Origin of the sequence: Clostridium sp. AM22-11AC (assembly GCF_003473545.1) — a bacterium.
GTDB lineage: Bacteria > Bacillota > Clostridia > Lachnospirales > Lachnospiraceae > Enterocloster.
This window is the reverse complement of record NZ_QUCM01000005.1, coordinates 111,946-136,002: the sequence shown is the minus strand read 5'-3', so window position 1 is coordinate 136,002 and position 24,057 is coordinate 111,946. Positions and strand designations below refer to the sequence as shown.

Below are 24,057 nucleotides of genomic sequence, written 5' to 3'. Positions count from 1 at the left end.
CCTGAATACAGATATGCAACGCATTAAACATTACATAGTTTTGAAATATTATTCTTTATGATTAAGAAATGTAACCATAGTATATCATAGCGGGATCCAAAAATCCACCACAATTTTCCCCCTGCATAAAAATAGCCTCACAGACCGCATTTATGCATCTTTGTGCACTCATGCGTTATCTGCAAGGCTGGTTTTATTATTGCTCTCACGAGCCGTCCACTCAGGTCCCCGCACTAACGTGCTCTACTGCCTGCTTACGCAGGCTGGACCTTCGTTAATGGCTTTGGAAAAACAAATGCCGCCTTCGGCGTCGCTTGTTCTTCCCTGCGCTCATCGGCCACCCATGATCCCAATAAAGATCTTCTCATCTGTAATAGGCAGTTCCCTGATCCTTACGCCTACTGCATTATACACTGCATTTGCAATAGCCGGAGATGGGGTGTTGATAACGATCTCACCGATGGATTTTGCGCCAAATGGGCCGGTTGGCTCGTAGCTGCATTCAAATTCTACCTGGACTTTTCCAATATCCAGACGGCTTGGTACTTTGTACTGCATGAAGGAATTTTCATGGACACGGCCATGGTCGGAATAGGTTACATCCTCGTACATTGCCATACCGATTCCCTGTGCCAGGCCACCTTCTGTCTGTACTCTTGCCAGGTTCTCGTTTAATGGGGTTCCACAGTCTACAGCTGCTGCAAACTGAAGCAGCTCAATATGACCGGTTTCCTTGTCGATCTCCACTTCTGCGGCGCCTGCCATAAATGGTGGCGGAGAAACAGGTGAAGAATGGGATTCTGTAGCCTGGAGGGCTTCTTCATTAAAGCACATGGCTCTGTTTCCAATGTCCTTTAATGTGATCTCTGCCGGTTCGCCTTCAGGGGCATTTAATCTGCGCACTGTCTTTCCTGCAAACTCCAGTTCATCCTCAGAGCAATTCAGATATTCTGCCGCCTTCTTTAATATCTTCTTTTTCAGTGACTCACAGGTCTTTACTACTGCCATACCTGTTAAATATGCAGTACTGGAAGCATAGGAACCGGAGTCATATGGGGAAATATCCGTATCAACACCGTAAACTACGATATCATCCAGCTCACAGTCCAGACACTCTGCTGCTACCTGGGCCAGTGTGGTGTCACAGCCGGTACCCATATCAGCCGCACCAATGGTCATGCTGTAAAAGCCGTCATCATTTACCTTAATGGTAACGCTTCCCACGTCTACACCGGAAATTGCGGAGCCCTGCATAGCCATTGCAAGACCAACTGCTCTTACCTTTCCATTTCCCATATCTTTTCTCGGATATTTTTCATCCCAGCCGATCATCTCCATAACCTTGTCCACGCAGCGGTCAAGGGCACAGCTATTGGCAGTCTCGCCGTAGTAAGCAGGCATCACCTGTCCCTGGCGGACCATATTTTTCTTTCTAAGCTCGATCGGGTTCATTCCCATCTGGGCTGCCAGCTCATCCATAGCAGACTCTACAGCAAAAATACCCTGCGTTGCGCCATATCCACGGTAAGCGCCTGCAGACATGCGGTTGGTATAAACGACATCATAAGCAAAGCGGAATGCTTTTGGTGTGCCGTACATAGGAATGGACTTATGGCCGGAAAGACCTACAGTGGTCGGTCCATGTTCACCAAATGCACCTGTATTGGACAATGTATACACATCCATTGCCTGTAAAATACCGTTGTCATCGCAGCCGATCTTTACCTTTACTTCCATTTCGTGACGTGGAGAAGAGGCGATCTGGGACTCATAACGGCTGTAAATGATCTTAGCCGGTTTTCCCGTCTTCATGGTAACGATAGCCGGATAAACCTCTGCTACAACAGTCTGCTTTGCGCCAAAACCGCCACCGATTCTTGGCTTGATCACGCGGATCTTTGACTTTGGCACATCCAGTGCATGAGCCAGAATACGGCGCACATGGAATGTAACCTGGGTGGAGTCTACTACATTTAAACGTCCGTATACATCCATATAAGTAAAGGCACGGAAAGTCTCCATCATAGCCTGCTGGTTCGCCTTGGTGTGGTATGTTTTTTCCACAATGTGGCTGCAGCCTGCAAATGCCGCCTCCAGATCCCCATGAGTCTCTCCGCCACTGGCACATAAGTTTCTCTTATTATCAGCGCCTACATTACACAGGGCTTTCCAGCTGTCCTCCGGATGTACAAGGATCTTGCCGTCCTTGGAGTCATGCATATCTAAAACAGGCTCTAACACCTGATATTTCACTTTAATAAGACGCATTGCATGGTCTACTGCAGCTTCTGTCTCACCTGCAATGATCGCCACTGCATCACCTACAAAACGGACTCTCTGGTCCAGGATCAGACGGTCATAAGGACTTGGCTCAGGATACGTCTGTCCGGCCATGGTAAAACGCTTCTGCGGAACATCCTTCCATGTAAGGATACATTCGATCCCTGGTACTCTGGAAGCTACCTTGCAGTCGATCTCTTCGATCAGTGCATGGGCATGTGGGCTTCTAAGCACTTTTACGATCAGGCAGTCCTTTAATGCCAGGTCATCAGTATACACCGGCTTACCTGTTACCAGTGCCTTTGCGTCTTTCTTTACAACAGGAGCGCCGATCAGACGGAATTTCTTTCCTGTAGCAGGATTAATCTGTGTATATGCCATTTCCTTATGCCTCCTTTCCGCTCTGCTTCATATCCAGATATTTTTTTACAGCACGCAGCTGGGACATATATCCGCTGCAGCGGCATAAATTTCCGGAAAGATATTCCTTAATATCCTCTTCATCTGGATCTTTTAACTCTTTTTCCATAGCAAGAACGTTCATAATAAATCCTGGATTGCAGAAACCGCACTGCTCTCCGCCTTCTCTTGCTAAAAACATACCAAATTCTTCTGCCTCTTTCTGCAGACCTTCCAGTGTAGTCACATGGCGGCCATCTGCCCGGATCGCAAGTGTAGAACATGACAGAACCGGCTTTCCGTCCAGCCATACAGTACAAAGGCCGCAGTTTGCTGTCTCACAGCCTCTTTTTACGCTGTAGCAACCCAGATCACGTACCAGATCCAATAACAGCATATCCGGTCTTACATCTGTCTCTACCTGTTTTCCATTTAAGCGAAATGAAAGTCTCATACTATGCCCACGCTCCTTCCTTTGATCTGCTCCATAAGACGGCGGGTGTAAACAGTTGCCAGAGTCTTTCTGTAAGCACCGCTGGCGCGTGTATTATCGCCATAAGTAAATGCTTCTGCCGCTTCCTTTGCCATCTCTTTTAAGGTATCAAAATCATCCTCTGTAATGATCACTGCCTTTGCTTTTGCAGGTCTTGCCCCAACGGACACAAACCATTTGTTTCCAAGGTTGGAAACACAACAGGCGATCACCGGAAAATCGGTACGGGAATTGCGCTGACTGGTATAAGCAGCCTTTCTTCCGTCTTTCTTTATAATAATACGAACCAGGATATCCTTCTGATCCCTTCTTACAGGTCTGGCTGCAAATTCAGAAAGAGGAATGGTTCCCTCATGATACAGCTCCACATAAGTATCCAGTGCCAGAAAGCAGGTCAGTATATCGGAAAATCCGAAACGGGCAAAAATACTGCCTCCTACCGTAGCGCAGTTTCTCATCTGCACGCCAACGATATTTCTGGTACATTCCCTGAAAATACCATCAAAATACCGGTTCAGCCCCTCATGGGTCTCTAACTGGCGTAAACTGCACATACAGCCAATGGAAAACTCTCCTTCTTTTTCTTCGATTGCATCCAGTCCAAGCCCGGACAAATCTACAATAGTACGCTTGGTAATATGAGTCATTTTCATCCATACCATTCCGCCTACTACCAGACTGCTTCGCTTCTGACAAAGCTCATATGCCTCTGCCAGATCGCTTACCTTAACATAATCATCTGCTCGGAACACCTGTTTTTCCCCCTTCGTATGTTTGTGCTAATAAATATTGATAAGTTTTTCTAATAAATAGTTCGTCTTTTAGTAGAATTCAAAACAAAACAGGCAGATTATAACACGAAATCTGCCTGTTTTCCATAGAAAACGTTATTCTTTTTAAAGATTATCTCCCCATATATATATCAAACAACTGTCTTGCAATAGGTCCTGCGATTTTTCCACCGCTTCCGGACTCTTCTACCAGGACCGTAACAACGATCTTTGGTGACTCAGCCGGTGCAAAACCGGTGAACCATGCATGTGTCTCTTTTCCTGTTTCAAACTCCGCAGTTCCCGTTTTTGCAGCTACTGTATAGGCATCGGTGCGCACAGAAGAACCCGTTCCTTCCACCACTACATCACGCATCAGCTCTGTCAGATTTGCTGCCTCTGTGGCTGTCATAAGAGTTCCCCCTGAAGTCGGAAGGAATTTTTTCACTTCTTCCCCGCCGGCACTGACTACTCGGTCCAGCAAATATGGTTTCATCAGGGTTCCACCATTTGCAACAGCCGCAGTGATCAGCGCATTGTGAAGAGGCGTGATCAGTGTAGTTCCCTGGCCAATGGAAGTCTGTAAAACTTCCCAGGTTCCGGCGCCTCCTTTCATATTAAAAGAACTTTCCTTATAGGAGTAGCCGGATAATGGCAACGGATTATTAAATAGCAATTCCTCCGCCGTAGCATGGAACCGGTCCAGATCCATGGTCAGACCCAGGCTGGAAAATGCCCCGTTACAGGAATTAGCAAAAGCCTTCATAAAATCCTGGCTTCCATGGGCTTCACTGTGGAAACATTTAATGGAGTAGTCTCCATTATGATAAACGCCATTACAGTCAAAATGAAAATCCTTGTAATCGTCAGGATGCTCCCTCATATACTCAAGAGCCGTCACGATCTTAAAGGTCGATCCAGGAGGATATAGTCCGGCAGTTGCACGGTTTACCAGCTGCCCCTGGTTATTGGAACTGTCAGTAAGAGACGCCCAGTCCTGAAGAAGGGTATTTGGATCGTAACCCGGCTTGGAAACCATTGCCAGGATCTTTCCTGTATCCGGTTCCATGGCGATCACCGCTCCTCTCCTGTCTCCTAAAGCTGCATACGCTGCCTGCTGCAGTTCCATATCCAGAGTGGTAACCACGCTGTCTCCCAGATTTTTCGCACCTGCCAGCTCATTTCCCGCCTGCTCTACCAGATTGACATGAGAACTTAAAAGATAGAAGTTTGCCATGGCTTCAATGCCAGTTTTTCCTTTAGAGGAATAGCCTACCGCATGGTCAAACACACCTCCATAATTGTAAACCCTTGTTTCATTTCCCGCATCATCAGTGGTAGTCTCTGCCAGCACCGTTCCATCTGATGCCAGGATACTGCCTCTTACAATGCGGTCTGAAAAGCTGTCCAGTCTGGCATTGTAAGGATTGTTGATCACATCTTCGCTTTTCATCTGCAGAAAATATCCCATGTATACAGCCAGTGCTAAAAACAGGACCACACATGCATAAGTGATCACCAGCACTTTCCCATTGGGATCATATACCCGCTCTTTTGTCACTGACTTCCAGGTACCTTTTTCTGTATCTTTTTTGTTTTCTTTCTTTATCTCTTTACCTGTATTTTTTTTTGTACTCTTCTTTGCTGTCTGTTCCTTCTTTTCAGCCGTATTTTTCTTTCTGGAGACAGGTTCTCTTCGCGTACTTTTTTTCAGTTCTTTCATTCTTCCTGCGCCTCCATTTCTTCCATCTCTTCTTCATCATTCCGCTTGATGATATAAAGCCCCTGGATAATACTGAATAACAGGAATGTTGTCACAATGGAACTTCCTCCGTAACTTACAAACGGAAGTGTCACACCTGTAGATGGGATAAATTTAGTCACACCTCCCACTGTGAGAAAGACCTGTACCACATATTCCATTCCAAGACCCACTGCAATGATCTTGTAAAACATGGCCTGCATCTGGGTTGCGATCATCATAAACTGGATAAAACAGCCCAGACAGATCAGAAGGACGCAGATAGCAAAGATTGCTCCCATTTCTTCGGAGATAGCAGCAAAAATAAAATCCTTTTCCACTACCGGGATCCTGTTTGGCATTCCCTGGCACAGTCCCATGCCAAACCAGCCACCTGTTCCAATAGCAAACAGGGACTGGGTGATCTGATATCCTGTATTATCAATATCTGCCCATGGATTTTTCCATGCTGTAAATCTTCGTCTTACATGGTCAAAAAGTGTATATGCAATGGATGTAGCACCTTTTCCAAGAACACCTGCCGCGATCAGATACAGCCAGTTTCCTGTAGCAATAAACAGCATGATCACATAGCTGATAAAAAAGATCAGGGCGCTTCCCAGGTCTTTTGACAACACCAGGATCACTACATGAAGAGCTGCCACCACTGTGGTAATGCATATGTTCTTAAAATCCAGTGACTGATAAAACATGGACGCTACAAAAAATACAAAACTGATCTTTACAAACTCTGATGGCTGGATGGAGATTCCGCCAACAGTCAGTGATAACTGAGCGCCGAAACTTTCATTTCCTGCTACCCATACAACTAAAAGCGCAGCCAGCCCGATCCCTGCATACACCCACTGGAATTTATAAAGCTGCCAGAACCGTTCCATGATAAAAGGCACCAGCCAGGAAAGGATCGCAGCCGCTGCTACGATCACAAACTGCTTAAAAGCCTTATCCAGTCCCTTATCTAAAGACAGTCTGGTAAGCATGATAAAACCACAGGCCAGGAGCATACAACAGTTATTTACCAGAAGTCTTGACACATTCCTGTAAATAAACCGGTAGATATAAATGTAAAACAGGAAAAACACCACCTGTCCCATATAAAATACCAGCAGCATCCGCCTTAACGTTTCATCTTCTGTTTTCAGATACATCACCACATATGCCAGAAAATGCAGTAAAAACATGGCCCGGTTCTGCCTTGCACACACTTTTCTCTTCCGTTCCAGATCCGGGAAAGAAAAGAAACGGAAATTGGCATAGGTATAAATGGCCATCAGCAATATCATCAGATATTTGGATACTTCCACGATCAGATTTGTCATAGGCTATTCTACTCCCCGTCTGAAATGTCCTCTTGTAAAATCTTTCACTGGTTCGACAATTTCTCTTCCTTCTATAAAAGAAGCAGCAAAAGCTTCCAGTATCTTTTGTGTTTCTTCTTTTCCTTCTCTTGTAAAAGAAAGACGCAGGGAAGCCATGTTCAGCTCTCTTACTGCCTCTTCATTGCCAAATAAAGATAACGGAAGAGGATTTAAAATGGTATTGTAGCAGAAGTTGCAATGTGCCTTTAATGGAAGCCCGGCACCGGTGCGGTCCTTCATTATAAGGTGTTCCCTTTTGGCTGTACATCCCTTTAATGTTTTTACCACACACTGGGCAGAAACCATCATAGGAGCATGCCCATAAATGACCAGTTCTCCCGGTATTCCGTCCCTCTCACAGGCTTTTGCCACTGCCTTTAACTCTCTGCTGTTTAATTCCCACGGCATGGTAATAAATTCCGGTCCCATTTCCTTTAATGTGTGCACTGCTTCCCGGTTCCATGCATAAACAGAGGCATCCAGAGCAAATGGAAGCTCTATTTTTTCTTCCTTTAACCAGGAAACTTCCTCCAAAGTACGGGCCAGAACACCGGTAAAACCTGCATTTTCCAGATTTTTCCTGTTTTTAGAGAAGAACTTCATGGCATGGGTGCGGAAAATATGTGGAAGTGTAAGGAAGCATTCCTTTCCCTTTGCTTCACACTGCTTTACGATCTTTCCCCACTGATCCGGTTTAAATCCATCTGCATCGATATAAATGCGTTTTACAGCATCACAGGAAAGAGCTGGTTCCAACTGACATTCTTCTTCCAGAGATGCAGTAAGGAAAGCAAAGCTGTGAATGTTTTTGGAAGCAGACTGTACATCAGCAGGAAGTTCCTGTTCTGTCTGCACCAGAGACTCTGCCTTTCTCTCCCACTGAGCCAGTATTTTTTCCGTCAGCTTCTCAAAGCCTTCTCTTCGCAGTTCATTTAATGCCTGTACCGGCAGGAAAATATTTCCCTTTAACTCAATATCCAGCTGCTCAAAGTAAAAGGAAGTGGCACCTGTCTTATTTAACTGCTTACGCACTTTTTCCTCTGTTGCAGGCTGGTTCTGGGCACTCTGGCAGATCTGTCCTTCCACTTTTACAGTTACATTTCCCTGTGTCAGTTCCAGGACAGCCGGTTTTCCTTCCTCAAAAACAGCCTTTCCAACAACCGGTTCCTTTTTCTCTTTTTCCACATAGTTTGCATCCAGAAAATCAAACAGTTTCTGATTTCCTTCACGAAATTCCGGCTTTTCTTTTAAAGCGACCATGTCTTTTCCATTGTGCTTCTCATAATAACCGGAGGTAAAACCTCCCCTGTCAAACAGATCCAGCAGTTCTTTTTTATCTTCCGGATCCACATAATAACCGTCTTTCCCATAGGTTTCATACAGATCCAGATATTTTCTGTAAATGCGGACTACACCTGCTGTATATCGCGGGCTCTTCATTCTTCCTTCGATCTTTAAAGAATATACTCCTGCCTCTAAGATCTCCGGTAAAATATCCAGCGTACACAGATCTTTTAAACTTAATACAAACTTCTGGTTCTCTTTGTTTAAGCTCTTTCCCTCTGCCTTGTCTCCCTCCCATACACGGTAAGGCAGGCGGCATGGCTGGGCACAGCGGCCTCTGTTGCCACTGCGGCCGCCGATCAGGCTGCTCATGAGACACTGACCGGAATAACAGTAACATAAAGCACCATGGACAAAGGTTTCAATATCCATTCCCGTTTCTTTGTAAATACGGGAAATCTCTTCTAAAGACAGTTCTCTGGCCGGAACGACGCGGCAGCAGCCCATTTCTTTTAACATTTTTGCGCTGTATACACTGGTAACCGTCATCTGGGTGCTTGCATGAAGCTCCATTCCCGGAAAAGCCCGTTTCATTACCTGAAGGGCTCCCAGATCCTGGACGATCACGCCGTCTAACCCTGCTTCATAGTAAGGCTTCATGTAATCACAAAGCTCGTCCAGTTCTTTTTCCTTAAATAATGTATTGACCGTCATGTACAGACGGCAGCCGTGAAGATGGGCATACCGGATGGCTTCCACCATTTCTTCTCCTGCTGCATTCTGTGCATAAGCTCTGGCACCAAAACGGCTGCCTCCCATATAGATCGCATCCGCTCCTGCTGCCACAGCTGCCTTTAAACTGTCAAAAGAACCTGCCGGCGCCAAAAGCTCTGCTTTTCTTGTATTTATCATGATCTTACCTTTCCTGATCCTATGCAAAAAAGGGGCCACTGCAAACTGTAGCGCGCCCCCTTTAGTCTATCTGTGTTTTATCTGCGTCCGTTTCTGTGGGAACCGGCTTTTCTGGCTGCCTGAAGAGCCTTTCTTGCAAGTTCCTGATCAGAAAGTCCTGTCTTTGTCTGGAAAGAAGGATTTTGCATTGGCATATCCGCCTGTACAAAACCGCTTTCTGTTGCCTGTGCAGCTGCAGTCTCATCTAAAGCTGGTACAGACTCACTGACCGGTTCATCTCCTTCGATCACAGTGTCTACCACTTCATCCTCAACTACTTCCTCTTCCCCATTTTCAGATGTTGCTGCCAGTGCTGCCTGCTTCTTTGCAGCTCTTAATTCCCGTTCGGATTTTGAAAGCTTTGCAGATAATTCCTGAAGCTGACGCTGGCGTTCCTCCAAGTCCTTTAAAACGCCGTCTAACTTCATCTGGGTGCTTACTAACTCATGTTTTAAGCTGTAAGTCTCTTTTTCCATTCTGTCTCTCTGCTCTTCCATCTGATCCGCAGTTTCTTTTGTCTTAAAATAATCATCTGCAATGTTCAGTAAAAGCATAAGCTGCTGGTAATCAGCACTCTGTTTACTGAAACCAGGAAGCGCGTGCATGGTGGTTATCTTTTCATTTACATAGCTGGCTGCCTTCTGAAGATATGCTTCATCTTCGCTTCCGCCTAACGTATATATTTTTCCATCAATCAAAACCTGTGTATAATTCTTTGTATCCATTCTGATCTTCCATCTCCTGTCTGTGAGGCATTTTCGTTAAAAGGATACCACATTTTTACTTCATTTCCAAGCCCAAATGACGATATGCGTTTTCTGTAGCCATTCTTCCCCTGGGTGTTCTGTTAATCAGACCGTTCATTAAAAGATATGGCTCATATACATCTTCCAAAGTTCCCGCATCTTCTCCCAAAGCTGCTGCCAGGGTATCAAGTCCTACCGGACCGCCGGAAAACTTTTCAATGATCATCAAAAGGATATTTCTGTCATTCTGATCCAGTCCCATTTTATCCACATCCATGATATCCAGAGCAAAATCTGCCACTTCTTTTGTGATCACACCATCATATTTAACCTGGGCGAAATCTCTTACTCTCTTTAAAAGGCGGTTTGCCAGTCGCGGGGTTCCCCTGGAACGTTTTGCCAGTTCAATGGCACCTTCCGGTTCTATTTCCACACCTAAGATCGTAGCAGAATGCTGGATGATCGTGCGCAGCTCCTCCGGCGTATAAAATTCCATTCTCTGGACCACTCCAAAACGGTCTCTTAAAGGAGCGGACAACAGTCCTGCCCTGGTAGTCGCTCCTACTAAGGTAAAGTGAGGCAGTTCCAGACGGATGGATCTGGCACTGGACTCTTTTCCCAGCATAATATCAATGGCAAAATCTTCCATCGCCGGATAGAGAACTTCTTCTACCTGACGGTTTAAACGGTGGATCTCATCTACGAAGAGAACATCCCCCTCCTGAAGATTATTTAAAATAGCAGCCATCTCTCCCGGCTTTTCAATGGCCGGCCCGCTGGTCACTTTCAGCCTGCTTCCCATCTCGTTGGCAATGATACCGGAAAGGGTGGTCTTTCCAAGTCCTGGGGGGCCGTAAAATAATACATGATCTAAGGCTTCCCCTCTGCTTTTTGCCGCTTCTATGTATATTTTCAGGGTGGATTTGATCTTTTCCTGGCCCACGTAATCACTGAGGCACTGGGGACGCAGGGTGGTTTCTATCCGCACATCCTCTTCTGTTGCCTCTGTTGTTATAATTCTCCGTTCCATATATACCTCAAATTAATCACAGAAAACTTAAATACTTCAGCGAAGCCTTTAAAATGTCTTCTACACTCATATTTTCTGTGATCTCCACTTTCTTTACTGCTTTGGAAGCTTCCATATTCGTATACCCAAGAGCTGTTAAAGCTGCCACTGCCTCTTTTGCAGCTGCTGCCATACCTGCCACAGATGCGCCTGTACCAGCACCGGAAGTATCTTCCTTTCCGCCTCCAAAGGAAGCCATCATCACTTCCTCTAAATCTACTTTATCCTTAAGATCTAAGATCAGTCTCTGGGCCGTCTTTGCGCCGATGCCCGGTGCCTTGGAAATAGCTTTTGCATCCCCGCTGACAATGGCGATCCGCAGATCATCCGGCCGCATAATAGAAAGGATACCAAGAGCTCCTTTGGGACCAATTCCATTGACCCCGATCAGCTGCTTGAACATTTCCCTGTCCTGTCTGTGAAGAAAACCATATAAAGTCATAGCATCTTCCCGCACCTGGAAATACGTATAAACGGTCACTTCTTCCCCTAATGCCGGAAGTTCCTCTAAAAGTGAAAGGGGTACATGGACTGCCAGTCCGATGCCTCCGGTCTCCACTACGATCACATCATCTTCTACTGCCCCAAGGGCTCCTTTTATATATGAAATCATCTGTTCTATATTCCTTTTATCTGGTTTCGCACCTACATGCGATACTTCGTCATCTATCAATCATAACATACACACCGCCTCAATGCAAGCAGGACACCGAACAAATATTCGATACTCTTTCCTTGCATTTTACTTAAAAATCAGCTAAACTAAGGGCGGTTTGCGTTCTGGTCTTTCAGGATCAGATATGCCGGGCAGACCAGAAAGGATTTTTATGATCACCATTAAACATCCCATTGAATTTCCAAACACATATCCTTTAGACCGCATTGGTCCTTTAAAGGATCTTTTATTTTTTGATATAGAGACCACCGGCTTTTCCGGTGAAACTTCCCAGCTGTATCTCATTGGCTGTACTTATTTTGACGGATTTGGCTGGAAGCTGATCCAGTGGTTTGCAGATACAAGACAGGCGGAAAAAGAGCTTTTAGATGCCTTTTTTGAATTTTTAAAACGTTTTAAGATCCTGATCCATTTTAACGGAGACCGTTTTGATATCCCCTATCTTTTAAAATGCTGCGAACGTCTGGGCCTTGACTACCATTTTGATGACCTTATAAGCATTGATATTTTCAAGAAAATAAAGCCCTACAGAAAACTTTTAAAACTGGAAAACATGAAACAGAAATCCATTGAACAGTTTTTAGGGGTACATAGAGAGGACAAATACAATGGCGGGCAGCTGATCGATGTGTACCGTGAATACCTGCACACCCATGAGAAATTCCTCTTTGACCTGCTGATACTGCACAATGCAGATGACCTGCGGGGAATGCCTTCCATCCTGCCCATTTTAAATTATGCAGATCTGTTTGAGTCGGATTTTACCCTTTGCAGTCATAAGTTGTATTCCTACACGGACGAAGCCGGATATTCCCATCCATTTGTCAATCTTTTGTGGGAAAGTCCTTACAGCGTCCCCATTCCTTTAGAATATACCTTAAATCCTTTAAGCCTGGAGCTTCATGACAACTGCCTGGCCTGCAATTTAACTCTGTATGAAGGCACTTTAAAATATTTCTACCCGGATTACCAGAATTATTATTACCTGCCTTTAGAAGATACAGCGATCCATAAAAGCATTGGAGAATATGTGGACCGTTCTGCCCGGAAAAAAGCCACTGCAAAAAACTGCTACAGCAAAAAAGAGGGCTTATTCCTGCCTCAGTTCGGTTCTTTGTGGGAACCTTCTTTTAAGGAAGAATACAAGTCCTCTCTCACTTACACGCTTTATGATGATAAAACCCTGTGGAATGATACCGTGAAAAATTCTCACTATGCCCATGAGATCTTTAACTATCTGACCGGGCAGCTGTAGCTGCCGCATACACAGCATACATCTGGGAAGCGCCGGTATCCCCATGTCCTAACATAGCCTGGACTGCATGGATATCCGCGCCATCCCCGATCAGGTGGGCTGCAAAAGAATGGCGCAGAGTATGAGGCGTAATATCCTCTTTGATCCCCGCTTTTTCCCCATAATATTTGATCAGCTTCCAAAAGCCCTGACGGCTCATAGGCTGGCCACTGCAATTGGTAAACAGCCACTCACAGGCACGCCCCTTTAAAAGAGAACTTCTTGCCTTGTCCAGGTAAGTACGCAGCGCCTGTTTCGCCCCTTTTCCAAAGGGGATCATCCGGTCTTTACTGCCATCATGACAGGTGATATAACCGATCTGCATGTTCACATCCTCTAATTTCAGACTGATCAGTTCTGATACCCGGATCCCTGTTGCATATAGTAATTCCAGCATGGCCTTATCCCGCAGTTCTTTCGCTGTTGTATTTCCCGGCTGTGCCAAAAGGGCATGTATTTCCTCTATGGTCAGTATCACCGGTATTTTGCGTTCAATTTTGGGAGCACGCAGAAATTCCGCCGGATCCCTGTTTATCTTTCTTTCCTTAACAAGATAGCTGAAAAATGCCTTGATGGACGCCAGTTCCCTGGAAATGGTAGCTGCCGCTTTTCCTTCTTTTTCCAGATACAGGATATAAGAATTCAAACTGGTCTTCGTCACCTTCTCCACCTGTGTGATCCCCATTTCTTCCATAAATCCTGCCATCTGGAGCAGATCCCGGTGGTAGGATACTTCTGTATTTTTTGCCGTGTGCTTCACTTCCTGAAGATATGCGGTGAAGCTGTTTATCTCTGATATCATTTTGTTCCCCCGGTACACAGTGCAGTTTTTACTCTATTTTTACAGTATAATTTATTTTTTTATACTTTTAAATAGTTTTCGTTCACTCATCGTTTCAAAATGAAAAAAGGTATGCCTCAAAGGCTGCTCCACAGGCCGTAAGGAGCATTAAAAAAGCCAATGCTGGCAATCGCAGCCTTTTTCTTGTACTAAAAGACCATCTGGAAAGAACGTACCAGACCATGAGATAAAATATCCCCTGAGGAAGAAGGGAACGCAAAAACAGAGGCAGTCCCCAGAGTCCCTTTTCCAATGTAAAATAAATAACTCCCATTCCCAGGCTGAAAGACCAGAAACAGGTCAGTATCCCAAACAGCCATACACTGTAAACCGTAAGCCCGCAGAGCCACCCTGCACCCAGCTGGAAAAAACGCTGTTTTATGACGATCAGAAACGCTTCTGTAAAGTTTTTGTTTCCTGTTATTCCATAACTGTAAAATAAATAAGAAGGAAATACAGGATAACGCCACCAGAAAAATAACGCTGCCCCTATCATTCCCAGAAAAAAACTAAACAACAGCAGATAACTGTCTGCCAAGAATTTGAAGCGAAATCGGAACATGGACTGCCTTTCCTGCTTTTTCAAGCGCCTTTCCTGTGCTCTTATACCAGTTGTATGCCCTTTGCAGCCTGTGCATGATTATTTTTGTACACGGTTAGGGAAATATGATATAATCATTAACGAACGAACCGCCTGCAATAGCAGGCAGATAAGCACGCCAGTGCGGGGTTCGTGAGCTTACCCTTGGAGGATTTTACCATGAGTCAATATCAGTTGATCGCCTTTGATATGGATGGAACTCTTTTAAATTCAAATAAACAGATCTCCCCTGAAACTTTAAACGCCATTAAACGGGCAACCGATGCAGGAAAAACTGTTATCCTGTGTACCGGCCGCAACCTGGCTGAACTGAATGCGTTTACAGAGATCATACCGGGACTGCACTATTTAGACTGTGTCAGCGGTGCCTGTGTTTATGACCTAAAAGAAAAGAAAACACTGTATTCCCAGGCTCTTGACCCTGGGATCGTAAAAAAGCTGATGGAATTTGGCATGGAAGAAGGAGCCATGATCCATGTACTTTCAGAGCGTTCCATTATCCAGAAGGATCAGCAGTCCCATATGGCTGATTTTCATATGGGCATTTACCAGACCATGTTTGATCAGATCACTGACAAACTGGAAAATATTTACAATTCTTTCTGTGAAGAGCCATTTCCTGTGCTGAAGCTGAACCTTTACCACAGAGACGAAGCCTCACGGGCGCGCACCGTGGAACGCATTAAAGCAGCCGGTCTTGAAACTGCACTGGCTCTGGCAGAGTCTACCTCTTTAGAGTGTTCTGCCAAAGGGATCGACAAAGGTGTAGGACTTAAAAAGCTGTGTGAACATCTGGGACTGCCATTAGAACAGACTATTGCTGTAGGTGATGCAGATAACGATACCATGGCATTAAAAACTGCCGGTCTGGCCGTTGCCATGGGAAATGCAACCGAACCCATCAAAGCCCTGGCTGATGTGATCGTAGCTGACTGCGACCATAACGGATGCGCAGAAGCCATTGATAAGTATCTGCTGGCAGATTAAACATAACAGCCTGCGCCTCTGGCGCATTGTTTGCATGAACATTTATACAATATGGAGGATTTAAATACTATTATGAAAATCAGAACTGCAACATTAAATGACTTAGACGCATTAACTGCTGTAGAAGCAGAGTGTTTCCCGGCTGCTGAAGCAGCCACAAAAAAGGACTTTGAAAACCGCCTGGCTTATTATGCAGACCATTTCTGGCTGATGTTTGATGAAAATGACAAACTGATCGCCTTTGTAGACGGTATGGTCACAGATGAAGCCGACCTGACAGATGAAATGTATGAAAAAGGAGAAATGCATAATGAAAATGGTGCATGGCAGATGATCTTCGGGGTCAATACCATTCCTTCCTGCCGCAAAAAAGGCTATGCAGGTGAACTGATCAAAGCTGCTATTGAAGACGCCAGAAAACAGGGGCGCAAAGGCCTGGTACTTACCTGCAAGGACAAACTGATCCATTACTATGCAAAATTCGGTTTCGTAAACGAAGGCGTTTCCCCGTCTGTCCACGGAAATGTGGTATGGTATCAGATGAGACTGACTTTTTAAATAAATGATATGATACCAGGGTCAAAAGGTCTAAAATCCGACACAAGCTTGCTTGCAGGAGGATTTTTGAACTTGGGACCCGCAAAAAACATGAGTAAGTAGCCATTTTTTGAAGAAAAATGAGCGGATTACGAATGTTTTTAGAATTGCGAGAGTGCAAAGCACGTAGCAATTCGGTATCAGAGGGGGCAAAATACCTTTTGACCCCAACATCATGATATATATTTAATAACAGGAGGTTTTCTGCCTATGTGTGTATACAATGATACCGGTAAAAATACAACCTCTGCCTCTGAAACTCTTTTGAATAAAAGGATCGCTATAGTAGGCATCGGCGGCGTAGGCGGCTATTTAGGTGCCATGCTGGCTCATGCCTATCCCCATGTTACACTGGCAGCCAGAGGAAAACGGCTGGAACATATAAAAGAACATGGACTTACTCTTCACAGTGTTTACAGCGGAGAGATCACAGCCTTTCCTGAACATGTAACAACAGCCGATGCCATTGGTCCCCAGGATTATATTTTTGTATGCGTAAAAAACTATTCCTTAGAGGATGTCTGCCGCCAGATCACGCCTTTTGTGGATGATCACACCGTTCTCATACCGGTAATGAATGGCGTAGATACAGGAGAGCGGATGAGAAATCTTCTGAAAAAAGGCACTGTTATCGACTCCCTTATTTATATCGTTGCCTACGCATCCCCGGACTTTTCCATTACCCAGATCGGCAACCTGGCTTCCCTGCGGATCGGCATAAAAAATGCCTCAAAGGAGCAGTCAGAGAACGTCCTTGAGGCATCCGCCCTTTTAAGCGGGGCACATATCCATCATAAAATTGCCGATAACATTATCGCAGCCATCTGGCGCAAATACATTTTAAACTGCGCCTATAATATCACTACCGCCCGGTATAACCGGACCATTGGACAGCTTCGGGAAGATCCTGAGACAGCCGCCCAGTATGAGACCTTAGTCCGTGAGTCCTGGCTTGTATCTGAGGCAGCCGGTGCAGGCGTGCCGGAAACTTCCATTAACGAGATCATCGATCAGTTCTACCATAAACTGGATCCGGCATCCACCAGTTCCCTTCAAAGAGATATCTGGGCCGGACGCCCCAGTGAGCTGGAGACCTTCAGCGGCTATCTGGTACGAAAAGCAAAGGAACTTTCCGTACCGGTGCTATTGTCAGAAACTATGTATTCTGACCTGCAGAAAATTGTTTCAAAACAAAGCTGACATACGCCTGACAACGGCATTATCACAGATATTTAAGCCAGTTCATCTTTCTTGTCTACAGAGCGGTACTTGCGGCCATAAGCCATCAGTGCCGCTATTGTTTTGCCGTCAGTGATCTTTCCTGTGTAGATCATCTCTTCCAGATCTTTTAATTCCCATGCTTCCACTTCGATCACTTCATCTTCATCCAGATGCTGATGGGACGGGATCAGGTTGTGGGCTACGAAAATATCAATGGCTTCATCACAAAATGCAACTGTAGTATTTATACTCATGAGATATTCCAGTTTTTCGGTGCGGAAACCAGTTTCCTCCTCCAGTTCTCTGTAAGCACACTCGATCTTTGGCTCATCCGGTGCGTCCAGCTTTCCTGCCGGGATCTCCAGTGTATAGCGGTTTAAAGCATTGCGGTACTGGCGCACCATTAAGATCTTTCCTTCTGAAGTTACAGGCAGAACAGCCGCTGCACCATCGTGGTGGATGTAATCCCAGTGTGCCTCATGGCCATTTGCAAGAACTGTATCCTCATATATTTTCAGGATATTTCCCTGATATTTTAACTGACGGTCTAAACGTACTACCGGCATTCCTTCATTTTCTACTTTTCCCATGTTTCTTCTCCTTTTATATGTTATGTACTCCCGAACTCTTCTTGCAAAATCAGACATAAAAAATTCCAGGAGTATTGATCTTTCACACCTCCGCCTGCAGTGCAGGCGATGTGCCACATACATTTACATTTTCCTGCCCTTTTCATAGCTGGCATCTTCTGCCTTGATCACAGCATTTCTGAAGCCCCACTCTTCCAGTGCAGATACACCGGCAATGGTGGTTCCGCCAGGTGAGCAAACCTCATCCTTTAACTGTCCCGGATGCTTTCCTGTTTCCAGTACCATTTTAGCACTTCCAAGAACGGTCTGGGCTGCCATCTGGTATGCCTTGGCCCTTGGAAGGCCGTATTTTACAGCTCCGTCTGCCAGCGCTTCAATAAACATGTATACATAAGCCGGTGAACAGCCGCTGACACAGCCAACTGCATCCATCATACGTTCATCTACTACTTCCAGACGTCCGCAGGCCTCAAAAATACCACGAAGCACTGCCTTTTCCTCTTCACTGTAGTTGGACTCCTCATATGCCATACCGGTCATGCCTTCACCCAGTAACGCCGGTGTATTTGGCATGGTACGGACTACGCGCACCTTTCCGCCCAGACGTTCTGTAAGGCTTGCAATGGTCTGGCCAGGTGCCAGTGAGATCACGATCTGATCTTCCTTTAATACCGGACGGATTTCCTCAAACACTGTCTCAAAATACTGTGGCTTTACTGCCAGGATCACATACTCAGACTGCTTTACACACTCTGCATTGGATGCTGCATGAGCCACTCCTGTCTTTGCTGTTACAGCTTCCATCTTTTCTTTGTGGGCTGCTGTAAATAATAAGTCCTCCGGCTTATAGACCCGTAAAAGTCCGTTTAAAATAGCAGAACCCATATTTCCCATTCCAATAAAACCGATCTTTGCCATATTTTTCGCCTCCTGTTATAATTTTTAAAACATTCACGAATATTCGTCCATTTTAACGCACACACCCGCCCGCATACGCGGACGGGCAAACGTTCTTTCTATATGCGATTTTTATTTATCATACCCATCCATGATACCACAAAAATCAAAGGTTGCAAAGTAATCCTTTGGAGTTTCTGCGCGGCGGATCATCTGGACAGAGCCGTCTTCCTTTAATAAAAGTTCTGCGGATTTTAACTTACCGTTGTAGTTATAACCCATTGCAAAGCCATGGGCACCTGCATCATGGATCACTAAAAAGTCACCCATTTTGATCTCAGGAAGCATACGGTCAATCGCAAATTTATCATTGTTCTCGCAAAGGGAACCGGTAATATCGTACTTGTGGTCACAAGGCACATCTTCTTTTCCAAGAACGGTAATGTGATGATAAGCACCATACATAGCCGGACGCATCAGGTTTACTGCGCAGGCATCTACACCGATGTACTCTTTATGAGTATGTTTTTCATGGATCGCTTTGGTAACCAGGCATCCATAAGGCCCTAACATAAAACGGCCAAGCTCTGTGCAAAGAGCCACGTCATCCATTCCTGCAGGAACCAGAACTTCCTCATAAACTTTGCGCACGCCTTCGCCAATAGCCATAATGTCATTTGGTTCCTGATCTGGACGATAAGGGATACCAATACCACCGGACAGGTTGATGAAACTGATATGTGCACCTGTCTCTTCTTTTAACTTAACAGCCAGCTCAAAGAGGATCTTTGCAAGCATCGGATAATATTCATTGGTAACTGTATTGCTTGCCAGGAAAGCATGGATACCGAAATTCTTTGCCCCCTTGGACTTTAAAATCTTAAATGCCTCAAAGATCTGCTCAGTAGTCATACCATACTTTGCATCTCCCGGGTTGTCCATAATGTCATTGCTGATCTTAAACACACCGCCTGGATTGAAACGGCAGCTGATGGTCTCCGGAATGAAGCCTAATGTATCTTCCAGGCACTGGATATGGGTAATATCATCCAGGTTGATGATGGCACCCATTTCATTTGCGTAAGCAAATTCCTCAGGCGGAGTATCATTGGAAGAAAACATTACATTGGAACCGGAAAAACCGCAGGCCTTTGACATCATTAACTCTGTTAAAGAAGAGCAGTCTGTACCACAGCCATATTCCTGTAAGATCTTTAAGATAAATGGATTTGGGGTTGCTTTTACTGCAAAATATTCTTTATATCCTTTATTCCAGGAAAATGCCTGTTTCAGACGTTTTACATTTTCGCGGATACCTTTTTCATCATACAGATAAAATGGGGTTGGATAGGTCTTGGCGATCTCTTCTGCCTGCGCCAGTGTAACAAATGGTTTCTTTTCCATAATCTTATCTCCTTTCCCTGTGGGGGATCTTTGCTTTACGCAATGGTATTTTTATGCATTATCTATGCATATATATCAGTTCCTTTTAATTTTACAGGATAACCTCCGTAAAAGAAAAGAAGCCTGTAAGGGAGTACCATTTCCTTTGCGGATAATTGTACTCCCAGACAGACTTCTTTGTCTAGTATTATTTTTAATGAATGTTTTGAAGATTGCGAAGCAATCTGGTGGCATTCAGCTAGTCCACACTTACCACACGCATGATATTGGTAGCTGTTGCTGCCTCGTGACGTCTTGCATAGGTAACGATACCTGCGGTAATAACGGCCAGATCACCAGATTTGATCACACCGCTGCTCTTTAACTCTTCTAAAGAGTTTTCGATCAGCTCATCTGTACTCTCTGCACGACGGGACCATACAGGTGTTACACCCCACTGAAGCATCATCTGACGGACAGTAGTAGTGCTTGGGGACATACCGATGATACGTGCTGCCGGTCTCCACTTGGAAAGCATCATGGATGTAAATCCTGTAATACTTGGAGCAATGATGTAATCAGCACCGATGTCATGTGCGGTAGAAACAGAAGCGGAGCAAACTGCATTGGAGATATTCTTCATATTCTCCTCAGTTACTTTACGACGGCGGTATGCGCTGTAGTCTAAGTAAGCTTCCGTCTCTTCAACGATAGATACCATCATCTTTAATGCGTCAACCGGATATTTACCCATAGCAGTCTCACCGGAAAGCATTACTGCGTCAGTACCGTCATAAACAGCGTTGGCAACGTCCGTAACCTCTGCTCTGGTAGGTCTTGGATTGCGGATCATGGAGTCTAACATCTGGGTTGCAGTGATAACAGTCTTGCAGGCCTCGTTGCACTTGCGGATGATCTCCTTCTGGATATGAGGAACTTCCTGTGCCGGGATCTCAACACCCATATCACCTCTTGCTACCATGATGCCGTCTGCAACTGCAATGATCTCATCTAAATTATCAATACCTTCTGCATTTTCGATCTTAGCGATGACTTTGATGGCAGAACCTTCAGAATCCAGCATAGACTTAATCTCACGGATACAGTCAGCAGTACGGACAAAAGAAGCTGCAATAAAATCAAAGCCCTGCTTGATGCCAAAACGGATATCTTCTTTATCTTTTTCAGTCAGCGCCGGAAGCTTGATCTTTACATTAGGAACATTTACACCCTTTTTCTCACCTAACTCACCACCATTGATAACAGTACAAACAATCTCTGTACCTTCTACCTTTTCCACTTCCAGCTCGATCAGACCGTCATCGATCAGGATCTTATTTCCGGCTGCAACGTCCTCATTCAGGCCAGAGTAGTTTATATGGGTAATAGTCTCATCACCAATGATCTCTCTGGTAGTTAAAGTAAAGGTCTGTCCTTCCTTTAAAGAAACTTTTTTTCCATCTTTTAATACACCGGTACGGATCTCCGGTCCCTTTGTATCAAGAAGAGCTGCTACCGGCCGGTCCAGTTCCTTTCTTACTTCTTTTAAGATTTCCAGACGGCTCTGATGCTCTGCATAATCACCGTGGGAGAAGTTAAAACGAGCTACGTCCATTCCATTTTTAGCCAGTTCCAGCATAATGTTCTTGTCATTTGTGTTGGGGCCCATAGTGCAGACGATCTTAGTTTTCTTCATGTTTTCAAATTCCTCCATAAATAAATGTTATTGGGGTTAATAGTATATCCGCTCTTCTACTGCCTTTTTATGCCCCTGAAACAAAGATAAAAAATCCCAGGGCAAGTGGGGATCTGCAGTATGGGAGCGCAGAGTATGCTGTTCACATTAATTATCTACATTATTGTTATCAGCATCCTCTTTTTTGACATGCTTGTGTGTATACAAATGATCCATGCAATATTCATAATTGCCTTCACATTTAGAACAATAACGGAATTCCATACCAGGACTGTCTTTATCTGTGCGTCCGCAGACTGCACATTTATGCCCTCTTTTTACCACCTTCATTTTCTGGGTAGTCTTCTGGAACTCCTGGGATCGTTTCTTCTGCTTAAAACCGGAAGGACCTGCAAAGGTCATCCAGCCAAAGAATACGCCAATAAGGATCAGACTTAAAACGATCTCGATCTTCTCGATCAGTCCGCCTGTAATAAAGGAATAAATATAAATTCCTGCCTCTGCCACTGCGATCCAGCTTGCCTTTAATGGCAGTACCATCATAAACAGTACCTGCATATCCGGAAACATCAGGGCAAATACAAAGAAGAAGGAATAAACCAAATAAGTTGGGAACAGTGGCAGTGAAAGCCCTGTTACCAGGTAAATGCCAATGGCAACAACCGAATGAAGGAGCACACCTCCGATAATGTAGCAGTTAAAGCGAAATCTTCCCCATACCTGCTCCACAATGGTACCAAAAGCACGGATACAGTAAATGCCAAGGGCGTTCATCAGCACAAACATAATGGCATCAGAACCTGTAATGGCCGGTGGATACACTAAAAATGTAACAATACGCCAGATCTGACCGTGAAGGATAGCCGCCGGGTTTAAGATCAGATAATTCATCACAAACTGCGGTGCTACCAGGAAAAGGACCACTCCAAGGATCTCCAGGGCGCATACAATATCAATGATACTTCTGAACCCCAGGAAATTTCCGTTCCGGCGTTTCCAGTTATTGGAAAATTTTCCCATTCAAAAACTCCTTTTTTAAACTGATTTAACTGATTTTAAAACAGATCTTTCTTATTAAATATATAAGCAACGATCAGTGTCAATACCAGTGTAAAGAAAAGCACGATGCCAAATCCATAAGGATGCTCTGCAAAAGGCATTCCGCTGGCTCTTACGTTCATACCGTAAAAACTTGCCACCATAGTTGAAATGGACATAACAATGGTAACGGTTGCCAGGAATTTCATAACAATGTTTAAGTTGTTTGAAATAACAGATGCAAAGGTATCCATGGTACCACTTAAAATGCCATTGTAAATGCTGGTCATCTCCATAGCCTGCTTATTCTCTACGATTACATCTTCCAGAAGATCAGTATCTTCCGGGTACTTCTTGATCTTGTCAATCCTTAATAACTTCTCCAGCACCACTTCGTTGGAACGAAGGGAGGTGGTAAAGTACACCAGTGATTTCTGAAGTTCTAACAGTTCGATCAGTTCCTCATTTTTCTGGGACTGGTGAAGTTTGTTTTCAATGACTTCACTCTTTTTATCGATAATGCGCAGGTACTGCAGATACTGGGTTGCATTTTTATAAAGGATCTGTAAGATAAACCTTGTTTTCATAAATGTGTGGAAATCTCTGACTCTTCCGTCCATAAAGGCAGTAAGGATCGGGGTCTCCTCCAGGCAGACGGTTATCAGCACATCCTTGGTGGTAATGATCGCCATAGGAATGGTCACAAACCAGTCTTTCCCGTTTCTTTCTTCTATAGAAGGAATATCCACCAATATCAGCGTATATTCATCTTCTGCTTCAATACGTGAGCGCTCTTCCTCATCCAGAGGTGCTTTCAGGTGGTCCGGATCGATCTGGCAGGCATCAGCAATCTCTAAGATCTCTGATGCAGTTGGATTGGTCAGGGCGATCCAGCAGCCTGGCTGCATCTCCTCTTTTTCGTGCATTGCACCGTCTTCTGTCTTGAAAATCCGTATCATGCGAAATCTCCCCCATTTTGAATTTTCACCCTACTCATTATAGTGACTGGCCCGGTTTTTGTCAAATCGTTTCATATTTTTTCAATTCTTCACAAATTCTTAACCCCCTTTAACAATTGCCAAGTAAAAGGTATTGTGTTAGACTGTAATGTGCTTTTTTGGGCT

The 24,057-nt window shown here is 44.7% G+C and carries 21 protein-coding genes; 4 read left to right on the top strand and 17 right to left on the bottom strand.

What is annotated here, in order from left to right:
- Positions 1–330 precede the first annotated feature (330 nt).
- The 9 genes from DW251_RS07135 to ruvA all read right to left on the bottom strand — a co-directional run bounded on the left by DW251_RS07135 (position 331) and on the right by ruvA (position 11,725).
- Complete coding sequence (locus DW251_RS07135; RefSeq protein ID WP_021870811.1) at positions 331–2,661, bottom strand: molybdopterin cofactor-binding domain-containing protein; 2,331 nt, start codon at positions 2,659–2,661, stop codon at positions 331–333.
- A 4-nt stretch (positions 2,662–2,665) separates the two neighbouring features.
- Positions 2,666–3,133 carry a (2Fe-2S)-binding protein gene (locus DW251_RS07130; protein WP_021870810.1) on the bottom strand — a complete coding sequence of 156 codons (468 nt, stop codon included), beginning with the start codon at positions 3,131–3,133 and terminating at the stop codon, positions 2,666–2,668.
- Complete coding sequence (locus DW251_RS07125) at positions 3,130–3,924, bottom strand: FAD binding domain-containing protein (RefSeq protein WP_118300573.1); 795 nt, start codon at positions 3,922–3,924, stop codon at positions 3,130–3,132. The genes DW251_RS07130 and DW251_RS07125 overlap by 4 nt, the downstream gene beginning before the upstream one ends.
- A 151-nt stretch (positions 3,925–4,075) precedes the next feature.
- Complete coding sequence (locus DW251_RS07120; RefSeq protein WP_021870808.1) at positions 4,076–5,665, bottom strand: penicillin-binding transpeptidase domain-containing protein; 1,590 nt, start codon at positions 5,663–5,665, stop codon at positions 4,076–4,078.
- A complete protein-coding gene (locus DW251_RS07115) occupies positions 5,662–7,023 on the bottom strand; it encodes an FtsW/RodA/SpoVE family cell cycle protein (protein WP_021870807.1) in 1,362 nt (453 codons plus the stop codon). Before DW251_RS07115 ends, DW251_RS07120 begins: the two co-directional genes overlap by 4 nt.
- Positions 7,024–7,026: 3 nt before the next feature.
- Positions 7,027–9,258, bottom strand: coding sequence for a DUF3656 domain-containing protein (locus tag DW251_RS07110; protein WP_347474628.1), 2,232 nt, complete (start codon positions 9,256–9,258; stop codon positions 7,027–7,029).
- 77 nt (positions 9,259–9,335) lie between these two features.
- Positions 9,336–10,022 carry a cell division protein ZapA gene (locus DW251_RS07105; RefSeq protein WP_118300572.1) on the bottom strand — a complete coding sequence of 229 codons (687 nt, stop codon included), beginning with the start codon at positions 10,020–10,022 and terminating at the stop codon, positions 9,336–9,338.
- 55 nt (positions 10,023–10,077) lie between these two features.
- On the bottom strand, positions 10,078–11,073 hold the full coding sequence (gene ruvB, locus DW251_RS07100; RefSeq protein ID WP_021870804.1) for a Holliday junction branch migration DNA helicase RuvB: 996 nt from the start codon (positions 11,071–11,073) through the stop codon (positions 10,078–10,080).
- 16 nt (positions 11,074–11,089) lie between these two features.
- A complete protein-coding gene (gene ruvA, locus DW251_RS07095) occupies positions 11,090–11,725 on the bottom strand; it encodes a Holliday junction branch migration protein RuvA (RefSeq protein ID WP_021870803.1) in 636 nt (211 codons plus the stop codon).
- 214 nt (positions 11,726–11,939) lie between these two features.
- On the opposite strand from ruvA, the gene DW251_RS07090 reads away from it, so the two are divergent.
- Positions 11,940–13,043, top strand: coding sequence for a ribonuclease H-like domain-containing protein (locus tag DW251_RS07090; RefSeq protein WP_021870802.1), 1,104 nt, complete (start codon positions 11,940–11,942; stop codon positions 13,041–13,043).
- On the opposite strand, the gene DW251_RS07085 is transcribed toward DW251_RS07090, so the two are convergent.
- Together DW251_RS07085 and DW251_RS07080 are read right to left on the bottom strand one after the other, a co-directional pair.
- Positions 13,018–13,884 (bottom strand): tyrosine recombinase, encoded by an 867-nt coding sequence (locus tag DW251_RS07085; protein ID WP_118300571.1) that lies wholly within the window; start codon positions 13,882–13,884, stop codon positions 13,018–13,020. The two genes, DW251_RS07090 and DW251_RS07085, sit on opposite strands and share 26 nt — an antisense overlap.
- Positions 13,885–13,978: 94 nt before the next feature.
- Positions 13,979–14,509 carry a hypothetical protein gene (locus DW251_RS07080; RefSeq protein ID WP_118584951.1) on the bottom strand — a complete coding sequence of 177 codons (531 nt, stop codon included), beginning with the start codon at positions 14,507–14,509 and terminating at the stop codon, positions 13,979–13,981.
- 174 nt (positions 14,510–14,683) lie between these two features.
- On the opposite strand from DW251_RS07080, the gene DW251_RS07075 reads away from it, so the two are divergent.
- The 3 genes from DW251_RS07075 (at position 14,684) to DW251_RS07065 (ending at position 17,308) form a co-directional block, all read left to right on the top strand.
- Positions 14,684–15,511, top strand: a complete 828-nt coding sequence (locus DW251_RS07075) for a Cof-type HAD-IIB family hydrolase (protein WP_118300569.1) — start codon at positions 14,684–14,686, stop codon at positions 15,509–15,511.
- 72 nt (positions 15,512–15,583) lie between these two features.
- Complete coding sequence (locus tag DW251_RS07070) at positions 15,584–16,069, top strand: GNAT family N-acetyltransferase (RefSeq protein WP_118300568.1); 486 nt, start codon at positions 15,584–15,586, stop codon at positions 16,067–16,069.
- Between the two features lie 249 nt (positions 16,070–16,318).
- Positions 16,319–17,308, top strand: a complete 990-nt coding sequence (locus DW251_RS07065) for a 2-dehydropantoate 2-reductase (RefSeq protein ID WP_118300567.1) — start codon at positions 16,319–16,321, stop codon at positions 17,306–17,308.
- Between the two features lie 32 nt (positions 17,309–17,340).
- On the opposite strand, the gene DW251_RS07060 is transcribed toward DW251_RS07065, so the two are convergent.
- The 6 genes from DW251_RS07060 to DW251_RS07035 all read right to left on the bottom strand — a co-directional run bounded on the left by DW251_RS07060 (position 17,341) and on the right by DW251_RS07035 (position 23,892).
- A complete protein-coding gene (locus tag DW251_RS07060) occupies positions 17,341–17,919 on the bottom strand; it encodes an NUDIX hydrolase (protein WP_021869588.1) in 579 nt (192 codons plus the stop codon).
- A 123-nt stretch (positions 17,920–18,042) separates the two neighbouring features.
- Entirely contained in the window at positions 18,043–18,837 is a 795-nt protein-coding gene (proC, locus tag DW251_RS07055) for a pyrroline-5-carboxylate reductase (RefSeq protein WP_118300566.1), read from the bottom strand.
- Between the two features lie 111 nt (positions 18,838–18,948).
- Complete coding sequence (locus DW251_RS07050) at positions 18,949–20,220, bottom strand: diaminopimelate decarboxylase (RefSeq protein ID WP_118300565.1); 1,272 nt, start codon at positions 20,218–20,220, stop codon at positions 18,949–18,951.
- Positions 20,221–20,458: 238 nt separating this feature from the next.
- Positions 20,459–21,913, bottom strand: coding sequence for a pyruvate kinase (gene pyk, locus DW251_RS07045; RefSeq protein WP_118300564.1), 1,455 nt, complete (start codon positions 21,911–21,913; stop codon positions 20,459–20,461).
- Positions 21,914–22,042: 129 nt separating this feature from the next.
- Positions 22,043–22,915: a hypothetical protein gene (locus DW251_RS07040; protein WP_118300563.1), complete on the bottom strand. Its 873-nt coding sequence runs from the start codon at positions 22,913–22,915 to the stop codon at positions 22,043–22,045.
- A gap of 35 nt (positions 22,916–22,950) precedes the next feature.
- On the bottom strand, positions 22,951–23,892 hold the full coding sequence (locus DW251_RS07035; protein ID WP_118300562.1) for a magnesium transporter CorA family protein: 942 nt from the start codon (positions 23,890–23,892) through the stop codon (positions 22,951–22,953).
- Positions 23,893–24,057 lie beyond the last annotated feature (165 nt).

Excerpts from the sequence above, each read along its gene's own strand:
- DW251_RS07135 (WP_021870811.1), bottom strand. The coding sequence starts at position 2,661 with ATGGCATATACACAGATTAATCCTGCTACAGGAAAGAAATTCCGTCTG.
- DW251_RS07130 (WP_021870810.1), bottom strand. The coding sequence starts at position 3,133 with ATGAGACTTTCATTTCGCTTAAATGGAAAACAGGTAGAGACAGATGTA.
- DW251_RS07120 (WP_021870808.1), bottom strand. The coding sequence starts at position 5,665 with ATGAAAGAACTGAAAAAAAGTACGCGAAGAGAACCTGTCTCCAGAAAG.
- DW251_RS07115 (WP_021870807.1), bottom strand. The coding sequence starts at position 7,023 with ATGACAAATCTGATCGTGGAAGTATCCAAATATCTGATGATATTGCTG.
- DW251_RS07110 (WP_347474628.1), bottom strand. The coding sequence starts at position 9,258 with ATGATAAATACAAGAAAAGCAGAGCTTTTGGCGCCGGCAGGTTCTTTT.
- DW251_RS07105 (WP_118300572.1), bottom strand. The coding sequence starts at position 10,022 with ATGGATACAAAGAATTATACACAGGTTTTGATTGATGGAAAAATATAT.
- ruvB (WP_021870804.1), bottom strand. The coding sequence starts at position 11,073 with ATGGAACGGAGAATTATAACAACAGAGGCAACAGAAGAGGATGTGCGG.
- ruvA (WP_021870803.1), bottom strand. The coding sequence starts at position 11,725 with ATGATTTCATATATAAAAGGAGCCCTTGGGGCAGTAGAAGATGATGTG.
- DW251_RS07090 (WP_021870802.1), top strand. The coding sequence starts at position 11,940 with ATGATCACCATTAAACATCCCATTGAATTTCCAAACACATATCCTTTA.
- DW251_RS07085 (WP_118300571.1), bottom strand. The coding sequence starts at position 13,884 with ATGATATCAGAGATAAACAGCTTCACCGCATATCTTCAGGAAGTGAAG.
- DW251_RS07075 (WP_118300569.1), top strand. The coding sequence starts at position 14,684 with ATGAGTCAATATCAGTTGATCGCCTTTGATATGGATGGAACTCTTTTA.
- DW251_RS07070 (WP_118300568.1), top strand. The coding sequence starts at position 15,584 with ATGAAAATCAGAACTGCAACATTAAATGACTTAGACGCATTAACTGCT.
- DW251_RS07065 (WP_118300567.1), top strand. The coding sequence starts at position 16,319 with ATGTGTGTATACAATGATACCGGTAAAAATACAACCTCTGCCTCTGAA.
- DW251_RS07060 (WP_021869588.1), bottom strand. The coding sequence starts at position 17,919 with ATGGGAAAAGTAGAAAATGAAGGAATGCCGGTAGTACGTTTAGACCGT.
- proC (WP_118300566.1), bottom strand. The coding sequence starts at position 18,837 with ATGGCAAAGATCGGTTTTATTGGAATGGGAAATATGGGTTCTGCTATT.
- DW251_RS07050 (WP_118300565.1), bottom strand. The coding sequence starts at position 20,220 with ATGGAAAAGAAACCATTTGTTACACTGGCGCAGGCAGAAGAGATCGCC.
- pyk (WP_118300564.1), bottom strand. The coding sequence starts at position 21,913 with ATGGAGGAATTTGAAAACATGAAGAAAACTAAGATCGTCTGCACTATG.
- DW251_RS07040 (WP_118300563.1), bottom strand. The coding sequence starts at position 22,915 with ATGGGAAAATTTTCCAATAACTGGAAACGCCGGAACGGAAATTTCCTG.
- DW251_RS07035 (WP_118300562.1), bottom strand. The coding sequence starts at position 23,892 with ATGATACGGATTTTCAAGACAGAAGACGGTGCAATGCACGAAAAAGAG.